Raw genomic sequence first — 12,262 nt, forward strand, 5'->3', positions numbered from 1 at the left:
GGGACAGGCACTTTTGTGGTGGTCTTGCCGAGTTTGATAGGTTTTCTAGAAAGGCTTTCGGACTGTGAAGGATTCCGATCTCTCCACAACGGCTGCGCGCGACGCTGCCCGCATCGTCTGGTTTAAGCGCTACCCCGCCAAGCAGACGCTCATCGCATTTCTGCTCGCGCTGTTGGCGACCACGGCGTTTTCCATCGATCCCGCCCCGGTGTCGAGCAACGCAGTCTTGGCGATTGACCCCAAAGCCTCGGGCATGCTGTACGTGTGCTACGAGGTGCTCCTCTCGTTTGCCGGCCATACCGACGCGGTCATGTTGCTTGCGCTTGCCTGCCTGCTCACGCTGCCGTTTCGCTACGTGTTCTTTGGCCGTGGCGACACCTGGCGCCCATCGATTATTCTGCCGTCGCTGTTTTTCGCCATCTGCATGGTGTTCGGCCGCAGCTACGACCTCACCGACTCGGCCGAGATTGTTCTTGGCGACAAGGCCCGCATCATCTGCGCCTGGATTGGCGGCGCGGGCTGGATGCTCCTGGCGATCGTGGCCTTCTATCTGGCTTTTGAGTGTCTAGATTGGCTGAGCTCTCGGCGCATCCCGTTTTCCGAGGCGCACTTTGGCCGCATATGGCGTGTGGCTCACGCCGTGCTCTCGGTCCATCCCTTTGCCGGGCCCTTCCTGGTGCTTATGATCGCCTGGGCGCCCACGCTCATCGCTTCGCTGCCCGGCCTTTTTATGGGAGATACGGGTGCGCAGATTCGCCAGTGGTTCAACTATCCCAACGGCACGAGCGACTACCTGCGCCTACTCAACCCCAACGTGCTGCTCAACGGGCATCATCCCGTAGTGCACACGGCCATTATCGGCTCGTGCGTTCAACTGGGGCTTTCGCTGTTCAACAGCGCTAACGCGGGCCTCATCATCTATACCTGCGCTCAATTTGTCATCACGGCTGCCTGCATGGCCTATTCCATTTCGTCGCTGCGCAAACTGGGCGTGAGCCTGCCGGTTCGCGGTGCGATCCTGCTGTTCTTTGCGTTTATGCCGATGTTCTCTAACTACGCGGCGTTGCTCACCAAAGACGTGCTCTTTGCCGACGCGTTTTTGGTGCTGCTGGTACAGACCGTCAAGCTCGTGGCCTGCGGCCTGCCCCGTCGTGATGCCAATGCCGAGCGTGCGGGCGAACAGAGGCCCGTGCTCTTTGCGCGCCACGACTGGCTGCTGCTTGCGCTGGCTGCCATGGGTTCCACGTTTTTGCGCAATGGCGGTCTGGTCTTTCCGTTGGCGGCCTGCGTGATTGCGGCGGCGTTTTGCGCATGGGATGTACATGTCGCCCGTCGTGCGGCTAAGCAGACGGGCATCGCGGTCTCATGCGCCACGCCGCGCTTCCGCTGGGTTGGCGTCCTCGTGGTGCTCGCACTCTGCCTTGCCTCTAATATGTACTTCACCAAGGTCTTTATGCCGGCGCACGACATCACGCCTGGTTCCAAGCGCGAAATCCTCTCGATTCCGTTCCAACAGACGGCTCGTTTCGTCCAAAAGCACGACGGCCTCAACTCGGGCGTCAACCCCACGGTAAAGGAGGACGGCACCATCGTGGAGGCTCCTTGCGACGGCTTGGTGACCGACGAGGAGCGCGCCGTGATCGACCGGGTGCTCAAGTACGAGAATCTGGGCCGCCGTTACAACCCGGATAAGTCGGATGCCGTCAAGAACTGCTTTAACGAGTACGCCTCGCAGGAGGACATCAAGGCCTATTTTGAGGTCTGGGCGCAGATGTTTAAGAAAGATCCCGAGTGCTATATTTCGGCGCTTATCAATAACTACTATGGTTATTTTTATCCGAGCGCGCGCGATGCCTGGGTCTACAGCACGGCGCGTAGTGCCGAGATCATGGCGCGTCCCGACAACCTCAAGTACTTCGACTTCCATCCGGTTGACAGCAACGTGGTGCGCTGGTGTGACCACCTGATCAATCTGTACCGTGTGGCGGTGCAGCGCATCCCGTTTATTTCACTCACCATGAGCTCGGCTACCTATGTGTGGATCATGATCGCCGTGGTGGTCTACCTGCTGCGTCGTCATTCATGGCGTGCGCTGGCGATCTGGGTGCCGCTGTTGGGCGTGCTCGCCGTGTGCCTGATTGGTCCGTGCAACGGCTCGACCTACATGCGCTACCTGTATCCGGTCATCGCCTGCATGCCCTTCGCCATCGGCGCCACCGTCACCCGCAGCGACTTCCTCTGGTCCTAACTTGGTGCATTGGGGTCAGGTTTCTTTGCACCAAAGGGGGCATCATCACGACGCCTTCATTTTGGGGTTTATCTCGCAGGCTAGTAGGTATATCATAACGACGTTTGTTTATATTGCCCGAGCATCTGCGCTGGGCTTTAGGTCGAAACCGATAGGAGACACGTATGTCCGGACACTCTAAGTGGGCCACAACCAAGCATCGTAAGGGCGCGCAGGACGCCAAGCGTTCCGCCCTCTTCTCCAAGCTCAGCCGCAACATCACCGTTGCTGCCCGTCTCGGCGGTGACCCGCTGCCCGAGAACAACGCCAGCCTCGCCGCTGCCGTTGCCAAGGCCAAGGCTCAGTCCATGCCTAAGGACAAGATCAAGTCCGCTATTGACAAGGCTTTTGGTTCGGGTGCCGATGCCGCCGTCTACGAGAACATCGTGTACGAGGGCTACGGTCCCGCCGGTGTCGCCGTCTACGTCGACTGCCTGACCGACAACCGCAACCGTACCGCCGCTGATGTCCGTTCCGCCTTCTCCCACGCTGGTGGCAACCTGGGCACCTCCGGCTCCGTCGCCTTCCAGTTTGAGCGCAAGGGCCAGATCGTCGTCGCCAAGGAGATCCTGGACGAGAACGCCAAGAAGGAGACCATGATCGCCAACGGTGCTGCCGGTGACGAGGATGAGTTCATGATGGCCATCGCCGAGGCCGGTGGCGAGGACTACGAGGATGCCGGCGAGGAGTGGATTGTCTGGACTACTGCCAACGAGGTCATGGCTGTCTCCAAGGCGCTCGAGGAGCAGGGCGTCCAGGTCAAGGGCTCCGAGACCACCATGGTCCCGACCACCCCGACCGAGGTCTCCGGTACCGACGCCAAGAAGGTTCAGCGCCTCATCGACCGTCTTGAGGAGCTCGATGACGTCCAGGATGTTTACAGCACCATGGACATGACCGACGAGGTCATCGCTGCCCTCGAGGAGGAGTAGCGCCCGCACGGGTTAAGTCGTGCATATCTGGGCATAATGAAGCGAGCATGCAAGCCTCGTGGAATAGATGAGCCGGATCCGCGTGCGTAGAGCACCGGACCCGGCTCTTTTATAATGATGCGAACCGTTTTGCATTTCGAGAGCCGAGATTTGAAGGGAGCGCCGCGTGCGCGTACTCAAACGAGCCCTAGCGATCGTGTATCTTGCCGCCACCATCGTGGCGCTGGGTACGCTTGTCTGCCAGTTTTGGGGGCCGTATACGTATCGCTTTATGCTGCTGATGCGCGACCCCATGCCGCGCATCGTCGTCACGGCGTGCGCCGGCGTCGTGGCGATCGGCGTACTGCTGAGCTTTTTCCGCCTGATGTTCGCCCGTCGCGAGCCGTCCTGCGTGCATCCGGCGGGGGAGCGCAATATCGAGGTTACCCTTGCGGCGCTTTCTTCGTGCGCCAGGGTTGCTGCCGAGCGCGACGACCGCGTGATGGTTGAGCATATCGAGGCCCGCGTCCAAGGCCCCGACGATTCGCACGTCCGTTTTAAGGTCGAGGCCATCGCGCTCGATGATAAGGACGTTGCCGCTCTTGCCACCTCGATGCAGCAGCGCATCGAGAAGGCCTGCGACACCATGCTCGGCACGCCGGGTACGACCGCGCGTGTCCGTTTTTTGCCGTCCAAGACTACCGTCCAGACCGTGGAGGTTTCCGGTGATTGATACCAATCAAGATAAGACCGCTCGTACGCCGCGCCTGACGATTGACCAGAGCGCTACGCCGGCGAGCGAACCTGTTGATTCCAAAGCAGAGGCAACCGAGTTACAAGACGCGGCAGCCGCGGATTTTGACGAGGCTATGGGTCTCATCAAGGGTACGGGCGCTGCCATCTGGAGCTATGCTGTGCGTCATCCCAACACCACGCTCGGTGCCGTCGCCGGCTTTATCCTCGCCGTGTTGGTGCTCACGTTGGGCCTGTGGGACACGCTCGTCATTGCATTCTTCGTGCTGATCGGCGCTGTGATCGGCCAAATTCGCGACGGCGAGAACGGGATCGTCAACTTCTTCGGCCGTCTGTTTAGCGGCCGCTAATATGTATTCGACTGTCGCATCCGCGGCAGGCATAAGGAGGAACCATGGCTTTTAATACGAAGGTCGATGTAGCCGATACCGAGCTCGAGGCCGACGAGACCGTCGCCGCCGAGGCCGAGGACGTAACGCTCGAGGACGAGGCGCTCGTCGAGGCCGAACCCGCCGATGATGCGGACGAGGACGACGAGGAAGCGGATGAGTCCGAGGACTCGCTGACCTATTCCAACGGCGTGATCGAGAAGATCGTTGCCATGGCCACCCGCGAGGTTCCGCATGTTCTGGGCATGAAGGGTAACCTCATGCACTTTGTGCAGGAGCAGTTTGGTGCCGAGAATCTGACCAAGGGCGTGACGGTCGAGGTCACCGACGATAATCGCGTGGTCGTCAACATCTCCGTCATCATCGAGTACGGCGCCTATGCGCCCGCGATCTTCGACGATGTCAAGGCACGTGTCACCGAGCGCCTTGCCGCGATGACCGGCCTTGAGGTGGCGGGCGTCAACCTGCGCATCGAGGATGTCATCACCCCCGAGGAGTACGAGCACCGCACCAGCCAGCACGAATAACCTTCCAAAAAGGGACAGGTTTGTTTTGGCAGGTTTTATCTGCGAAAACGTTAAACGGCCGACCGCGCAAGCAAAAGCGTGGCCGGCCGTTTCTGTACGCTCCCGATGTAGGCATACCGCTCGTCTAACTAAGGGTTGCAATCCCCACGTTCCGCGTTACCCTAATGGGCGCATTGTTTCCAAATTGTTAACGAGGAGTTGCCGTAATGGCCGACGAGCACGAAACAGAAAGCAAGGCATGGGCAATTGAGGCCGCTGCGGCAGAGGCGGCGTCGCGTGCTGCCGAAGAGGTGCATCGTCCTCCCGTAGTGCCGATGGAGCGCGTGGTCGATCGCGATGTTATCGAGCGGGGCGAGCGCGCTGGTCGCAAGCGCAGCCAGGAGCCGGGCTTTCCGCGCTTTTTTGCCGAGCTCAATTTGGGCCTGATCCTCACGGCCTTTGCCATCGTTGCGTTTAAAACACCTAATCACTTTGCTTTTGGCGGCACCTCGGGCGTGTCGGTCATTCTGTCCACGCTGTTCCCGACCCTGCCCGTCGGCGTCTTTATGTGGATTATCAACGCGCTTCTCGTCGTCTTGGGTTTTATCTTTTTGGAGCGCAAGGCAATCCTGTGGAGCGTCTTCGCCTCGTTTGCGCTGTCCGCCTATGTTTCGCTGTTTGAGCTCTTTATTCCGACCGATGTCTCGATGACGGGCGATATGTGGCTCGACCTGTGCTTTGCCGTGATTCTGCCGGCGCTCGGCAGCGCCATCGTCTTTGATATTGGTGCCTCGACGGGCGGCACGGACATTCTCGCCATGATCCTCAAGCGCCGCACGACGCTCGAGATTGGCCGCGCCCTGCTACTGGTCGATATCGGCATCGTGACCATCGCGGCCTTCTTGTACGGCCCGCGCGTCGGTCTGTATTGCGTGCTCGGCCTGTTTGCCAAGACGCTCGTGGTCGACAAGGCCATCGAGAGCATTCACCTGCGCAAAGTCTGCACGGTCATTTGCTCCGAGCCCCTTAAGGTCGAGGAGTTTATCGTCAAGCATCTCAACCGTACGGCGACTATCAGCCGCGGCTACGGTGCTTTCTCGGGCAAGTGCGTGACGGTGATTATGAGCGTGCTGAGTCGTCGCGAGGCCGTGCAACTGCGTCGCTACGCGCGCGAGATCGATCCGGGTGCCTTTATCACGATTGTCGACAGCTCCGAGATCGTCGGCAAGGGTTTCCGCGGAACGAACTAACGCGGTCGAGCTCATCAAACAATCGAATAGCGCCCTGCGCATTGCAAATGCGTCATGTTGGAGTATTTGTCCCCACATTGGGTGATAATGATGCCAAAGACATCGTTTGCGATCCAGATGATTCGCTCATGATACGAAGGGATGATTTCGATGTTCTGTTCGCAGTGTGGTGCCCCCATGGGCGACAACGACAAGTTCTGTGGCGCGTGCGGTGCTCCTAATGCCGGTGCCGCAGCCTCTGCCCCTCAGGGTCAGCCCCAGCAGTTTGTTTCGCAACCGCCCGTGGCGAATGCGTCCAAGGGCTGTGTGGCTCAGGCGTTTGAGGACATGACCAAGACGCCGGGCGTGTTGCAGCGCGTGTGCCAGATCGCCTTTTTGCCGGCGCTGATTTGTGTTGTGTCGGTGCTCGTGCTGTTCATTCCCGTTATCGGCGGTATCGCGGCTGCCATCGGCTTTTTGGCAGCTTGCATTGCGAGCGTGTGTGGTTCCGGCTTTGGTATTGAGTGGGGTCGCGATCTGTCGCTCAAGGTTGATGACGGTATGGATCGTCCACTCATGCGTTCCACGTCGTTTGGCCTCGGAGTCTTTTCGAGCGTTATCTCGGTCGTGCTCGAGGTTATTGCTGCCATTCCCGTTATCGGTGTAGTGCTTTCGCTGGTGGAGAGCGTGGTAATTGGCGCCGCGGGCTCGTATTCGTATTACGGCTCTTATGCACTCGAGGCAGCGCTGTTCGGCTCGCTTGGCCTGCTTGTCCTGGCTATGATTGCCACGGCGGTCTTGGGGGTCTTCTTTAAGATGTTCGCCGACATTGCCGTGATGCACTTTGCGGTGACCGGTCGTGTCGAGAGCGCGTTTTCGCTCGATAAGGTCTGGGCGGCCTTTAAGCACAACAAGACCAAACTGTTCTGCGCTTCGTTCCTTCCCGAGTTTTTGACGGGCCTGGTCGCCAACGTTGTCACATGGATCCTGACGCTCGTCTTTGGCACCATTGCCTCTGTCGGTATGTATAGCTACTACTACCGTCCTTCGGCTATTGAGGCGCTTGTTACCGGCGGTGGCATCACGCTCGTATTGTTCTTGGTGCTGACGGCGTTTGTCACGGTATTCCTCACGGTCTTTGGCAAGATGCTCAAGCATCGTGCCGTTGGCTATTGGGTAGCGCGCTACGCAAGCGAGTGGGCCGACGAGGACAAGGACGACGTCCTGACTTTTGTGCTGCCGTTTGAGAAGAAGTCTGCTCCGGCTGGTTTTAGCGCCGACGCAGCGCCCGTATCCGATTCCGCTGCGGCGCCGGCGCCTGCGCCCGAGCCCGAGCCCGAGCCCGTGCCTGAGCCTGAGCCTGAGCCTGAGCCCGCGCCCGTGCCTGAGCCCGAGCCCGCGCCCATGCCGGAACCGGAGCCCGAGCCTGCACCTGAGCCCGAGCCTGCACCTGAGCCCGAGCCTGCGCCAAGCTCCGACGAGGACCCGCAGGACGAGTAACCCTGCCACCTGCCATTTGGGGACGGGGTAGAAACGGTAGAAATAGCGCTTGACAAATAAGCGGGGGCGGACGTGCCGAAGCGTCCGCCCCCGCTTTGATATCGCGATGCGGCTATGACTGCGAGATGGTCGTGGATCGACTACTCGTCGTGCTTCTCCTCGCGGCGGGCGGCGGCGCGAGCGTCGTGGATGCCCTTGATTGCGGCGTGTCGGGCGGTGCGGGCATCGTGCATGGCGTCGCGGGCCTCGGCGGCCGTGGCCTTGGCAGAGCGCAGTTTGGCTGCCAGGTCGGGATTGGTCTCGGCGACCGCGGCAATCGTGGGGCCGTCGAGCTCTTCTTGTGTGGGCTCGGCCAAAAAGTCGATGGCATATTGGGCGGCCACCATGGAGCCCTTGGCCAGTACCGACTCGTCAATCTTGTAGAAGCAAGAATGTTGGGCGTACGTGGCGCCAATCTGGGGGTTGCGCGTGCCAACAAAGGCGAGCACGCCCGGTACGCGGCGCAGGTACTCCGAAAAATCCTCACCCGAGAGTGTGCCGCGATAATGGCCTTGGCCGGTGGGGCCCAGGCATTTGATTACTGCCTGGCGGCAGCGCTCGCTCGAGGCGGCATCGTTTTCGACCTTGTAATTGGCGATGGTGTAGTCGGTGAGCTCTGCCTCGGCGCCCAAGGCGGCCGCGGTATGCTCCACGATGCGGCGCATGAGCTCCGGCATTTCCTCGTGGGTCGAATCTCCGTAGGTGCGCACCGTGCCGGCGAGGTAGGCCGTGCCGGCGATAACGTTGCGCGCGGTGCCGCCGTGCAGCTCGCCGACGGTAATGACGGCCGGCTCGTAGGGACTGATCTCGCGCGAAACGATGGTCTGCAGAGCGTTGACGATCTCGGCGGCAACCATAACGGCGTCGTGACCGCGCTGGGGCATGGCGCCGTGGCACGAGGTGCCGCGGACGTCGATGCGGAACCAGTCGGTATTGGCCATGCGCGGTCCGGGCTCACAGCTCACGGTGCCGGCGTCGACCTCACTCCAGATGTGCGCGGCGTAGGCGCCATCGACGCCGTCGAGCACGCCCGTGCCGATCATGAGCTTGGCGCCCTGGCCGTTTTCCTCGCTGGGCTGGAAGACGATGCGGACTTCGCCGTGGATGTCGTCGGTCATATGGCGCAGGATTTGCAGCGTGCCGAGCATCATGGCGATGTGGCAGTCGTGGCCGCAGGCGTGCATGCAGCCCTCGTTGACGCTGGCAAACTCCTCGCCGGTCTGCTCGGTGACGGGCAGGGCGTCGATATCCGCGCGCAGCAGGATGCGGCGGCGCGGCGTGCCGTCCTCGTGGTAGGCATCCGGCGCGGTACCGCGAAGCGTTGCCACCAAGCCGGTCTTGAGCGGACGCTCGTAGGGGATATTCATGGCGTCGAGCTGGTTGGCGATGTCGGAGGTCGTGCGCTCCTCGGCAAGGCTCAGCTCCGGGTGCTTATGGAAGTGCCGGCGCTGCTTGATGATATAGGGTTCAAACTCGGTAGCGATATCTTTGATGGCTGCGGTGACGTCGTCAGCCGCGCGAGCCTCGGTCGCCGCCATAATCTGCTGTGCCTTGGTCTTCGTCATGGTCGATTTGCTCCTTGCTGGGTTGATCGCAAAATCGTACAGGCTCTCTCCAGTATGCCACCTGCCGCTAGGGCTGGTAAAGTTGCCGTTTGCCGCTTGGGGTTTTGTTACAAGGGCGGGGGAGTACACTCGGGGGTGTTGAATTTCCTGCCAGAGATGGGGATGCCCATGCAACATATCGATCGGATTATCCGCTCCAAGAACGTCTTTACCGCGCAAGACGGCATCGATACCGCCCGCGAGCTGGCGATTGCCATCGCAGGCGACCGTATCGTCGCAGTCGGTGCGCCCGATGACGTGATTGCCGCCGCGCCTGCCGCTACGCCGGTTATCGACTACGGCGAGCAGTTTGTCTGCCCCGGCTTTCATGACGCTCATCTGCACTTCTTCCATACCTCGGTCGGCTCCTCGCCGTACATGCTCATGGATATGGGCACGTCCGAGACTGCGCTGGTGCAGCACGCGCTCGAGTTTTCCAAGGACCTGCCCGATGACGCTTGGGTTGTGACGCAGGGCTGGCGCGACTACCGTTGGGACCCGCCCGAGCATCCTACCAAGGCGTCGCTCGATGCGGCATTCCCCGATCGTCCCTGCGTTATGTATTCGGGCGACGGGCATACGCTTTGGCTCAACAGCCGCGCACTCGAGGCGCTCGGCGTCACACGCGACAGCGAGCCGCCAGCGGGCGGCAGCTACGACAAGGATGCAAACGGCGAGCTCACGGGCATTGCTCACGAGGCGGCTGCCATGCAGCTGCTACCGCGCTGCCTTGAGTGGCTGGGCGAGGATCGCATCGCAAGCGCTTACGCCGATCAAATGAGGCGGATGGCCGAGCAGGGCATCACCTCGATATGCGATATGTCGCTCATGCCCATGCCGGGCTGCGATTTTATCCGCGATGATGTCTACGACAAGCTACAGGCAGCCGGCAAGCTGGGCATCCGAGCCCATCTGTTCCCCACGTTGCTGGATGACCAATCGCGCTTAGAAGAACTGCAGACCCGCTACGCGAACAACGCGCTGCTCTCGGCACCGGGCTTTAAGCAGTTCTTCGACGGCGTGTCGAGCGAACACACGGCATATCTCACCGAGCCCTATACCAACCCGCGCTTCCCGGGCGATCAAGGTCGCCTGACGGTTCCCGTCGAGCGCATGCGCAAGCTGGTTCTGGCTGCTGCGGAGCGCGGGCACACCGTGCGCATCCACGTCATCGGCGACGGTGCCATCCATGCTGCGCTCGATATCTTTGAGGAGGCGGCAGGGCTGTACGGCCTGCCCCAGCACGGTCATAACACGCTCGAGCATCTGGAGAACCTCCTGCCCGAGGATATCGACCGCCTGCGCAAGCTCAACGTGGTCGCCTCGAGCCAGCCCTGCCACATCACGCTCGATCCGGGTGGCCCAGAGCGCGACCTTGGCCTGGAGCGAAGCCGAATCATGTGGCCGTTCGCAACCTATAAGCAGCGCGGCATCCGCCAAGCCTTCGGTACTGACAGCCCTATCACGCCCGTTACCAGCATGAACGTGCTCTACACGGCCATCATGCGCCAGGACCCCAAAAGCCACTGGCCCGAGGGCGGCTGGTTGCCGAGCGAGCGCATCGATGCGGCAACGGCTCTGCGCAACTACACCCTGGGCAGCGCCTATGCAGCGGGCGACGAGCAAAACCTCGGCAGCCTGGAACCCGGCAAATACGCCGACCTGGTAGTCCTGGACCAAAACCCACTCACCATCGACCCCCAAGAGCTCCAGGCTACCAAGGTTCAGACCACCTACCTGGCAGGTAACTTGATTTACGAGCGCTAAGTATTCATGCCGTACCGTTAAGCGCGGCTCGGGCAGCCTTTTTGGGATAGCGCTCGAGCCGCGTTTGCGTTTTGGTGGGGATCCGCCATGAGCGTCCCTGCTCTGTTGGATTTGGGTGCGGGGCGGAGGTGCTGCTGCCCCGCGCTCAATTTGGACACCAGCAATGCTATCTCTTGGTGTTTTGCATACTTCCCATTACAGATTGCATAAAAAGGCTGGGATGTCCTTCCTGATCCTGATGTACCCCCGCCCGTGCCGTGCAAAAAACGGAGTATTCAGCACCGCGAGCTCTGCCGGTGCCGCTGCGGATGAGTAACGTTGCGGAGATTGACGTCATTTTGGGCTCCGGTACGGCGCGAAGCATGCCTTTTTGTCCTGGCGGGGTTTGCCTGCCGACTCAAATCGCCGGTCGAAGGCGTCCTTGGGACCAATATGGTGTGTCCGGCGTGTATGCAGCCGTCCTGGCTTGCTGAATACTCCCAAAAATGCACGGTGCTCCCCAGGGGACCCGTGCGCGCAACGAAAACCATGCCCATGTCGCTATCCGCATCGCCATTTTGCTGCACTGACTTTTCTGAATGCCGGGTCCGAATTAGTTAACCTAGCTCCCGGGGCGGACCGGAGGGCATGAAGTTTGTCGCGAGTTCCGCACGAGCCGAAGGCCACTTAATGCGGCCTTCGTGCGAGCAGGACTGCCCGAGCAGGAAACCTTACGCCCCGCCCCTCCGGAGCCACACGGGAGGCATCGCTAAGCTATCCCCCGGCATTCAGAAAATCTAAGTGCCAAAAAATAAGATTTTTTGACTCCGTGTTGTATAACCCGCCATTCGTGGGTACCATTCAACGCGTACGCAAACAAAAAGGGTTAATTCGCGTGGCATAACCACGCGGCCCAAAAAGGAGGAGACAAGCATGTCGTCTTTGAAGCCGCTTGCAGATCGTGTTCTGGTCAAGCCCGACGAGGCCGAGCAGAAGACCGCTTCTGGTCTGTATATCGCCAGCAACGCTCAGGAGAAGCCGCAGCGCGGCACCATCGTTGCCGTGGGCGCCGGCAAGGTCAACGACAAGGGTGAGCGCATCCCCATGGACGTCAAGGTTGGCGACGTTGTCATCTACGGTAAGTTCGGTGGCAACGAGGTCAAGGTCGACGGCGAGAAGTATCTGCTGATGCGCGCCGACGACATCTACGCTGTCGTCGAGGCCTAGTCTCGTCAGAATCTCTGATTCGTCTTTGAACGCGCCCGCCGCATAGGACTCGGAAGCGGCGGCGCGAGTCA

10 protein-coding genes are annotated in these 12,262 nt (G+C 60.6%); 9 read left to right on the top strand and 1 reads right to left on the bottom strand.

Annotated features, from left to right (window positions below):
• Positions 1–64 precede the first annotated feature (64 nt).
• The 7 genes from I2H19_RS01345 to I2H19_RS01370 all read left to right on the top strand — a co-directional run bounded on the left by I2H19_RS01345 (position 65) and on the right by I2H19_RS01370 (position 7,575).
• The gene (locus I2H19_RS01345; protein WP_271745394.1) at positions 65–2,248 is read left to right on the top strand and encodes a DUF6020 family protein; all 2,184 of its coding nucleotides are present in this window, start codon (positions 65–67) and stop codon (positions 2,246–2,248) included.
• Positions 2,249–2,412: 164 nt separating this feature from the next.
• Complete coding sequence (locus I2H19_RS01350) at positions 2,413–3,219, top strand: YebC/PmpR family DNA-binding transcriptional regulator (protein ID WP_117640266.1); 807 nt, start codon at positions 2,413–2,415, stop codon at positions 3,217–3,219.
• Between the two features lie 166 nt (positions 3,220–3,385).
• A complete protein-coding gene (locus I2H19_RS09900; RefSeq protein WP_229089720.1) occupies positions 3,386–3,931 on the top strand; it encodes an alkaline shock response membrane anchor protein AmaP in 546 nt (181 codons plus the stop codon).
• The gene (locus tag I2H19_RS09905) at positions 3,924–4,301 is read left to right on the top strand and encodes a DUF2273 domain-containing protein (protein WP_231501602.1); all 378 of its coding nucleotides are present in this window, start codon (positions 3,924–3,926) and stop codon (positions 4,299–4,301) included. Before I2H19_RS09900 ends, I2H19_RS09905 begins: the two co-directional genes overlap by 8 nt.
• Positions 4,302–4,345: 44 nt before the next feature.
• The gene (locus I2H19_RS01360; protein ID WP_195620847.1) at positions 4,346–4,867 is read left to right on the top strand and encodes an Asp23/Gls24 family envelope stress response protein; all 522 of its coding nucleotides are present in this window, start codon (positions 4,346–4,348) and stop codon (positions 4,865–4,867) included.
• A 206-nt stretch (positions 4,868–5,073) separates the two neighbouring features.
• The gene (locus I2H19_RS01365; protein WP_195620848.1) at positions 5,074–6,096 is read left to right on the top strand and encodes a YitT family protein; all 1,023 of its coding nucleotides are present in this window, start codon (positions 5,074–5,076) and stop codon (positions 6,094–6,096) included.
• A 150-nt stretch (positions 6,097–6,246) separates the two neighbouring features.
• Positions 6,247–7,575 carry a zinc-ribbon domain-containing protein gene (locus tag I2H19_RS01370; protein ID WP_195620849.1) on the top strand — a complete coding sequence of 443 codons (1,329 nt, stop codon included), beginning with the start codon at positions 6,247–6,249 and terminating at the stop codon, positions 7,573–7,575.
• A gap of 140 nt (positions 7,576–7,715) precedes the next feature.
• On the opposite strand, the gene I2H19_RS01375 is transcribed toward I2H19_RS01370, so the two are convergent.
• Positions 7,716–9,179 (bottom strand): M20 family metallopeptidase, encoded by a 1,464-nt coding sequence (locus I2H19_RS01375; RefSeq protein WP_195620850.1) that lies wholly within the window; start codon positions 9,177–9,179, stop codon positions 7,716–7,718.
• A 162-nt stretch (positions 9,180–9,341) separates the two neighbouring features.
• Here I2H19_RS01375 and I2H19_RS01380 point away from each other — a divergent pair, with 162 nt between their 5' ends.
• Positions 9,342–10,985 carry an amidohydrolase gene (locus tag I2H19_RS01380; protein ID WP_229089723.1) on the top strand — a complete coding sequence of 548 codons (1,644 nt, stop codon included), beginning with the start codon at positions 9,342–9,344 and terminating at the stop codon, positions 10,983–10,985.
• Positions 10,986–11,897: 912 nt separating this feature from the next.
• Positions 11,898–12,191: a co-chaperone GroES gene (groES, locus tag I2H19_RS01385; protein ID WP_022094351.1), complete on the top strand. Its 294-nt coding sequence runs from the start codon at positions 11,898–11,900 to the stop codon at positions 12,189–12,191.
• Positions 12,192–12,262: the final 71 nt, after the last annotated feature.

The sequence above is a fragment of the Collinsella aerofaciens genome (assembly GCF_015560135.1).
Classification (GTDB): Bacteria; Actinomycetota; Coriobacteriia; order Coriobacteriales; family Coriobacteriaceae; genus Collinsella; species Collinsella aerofaciens_AN.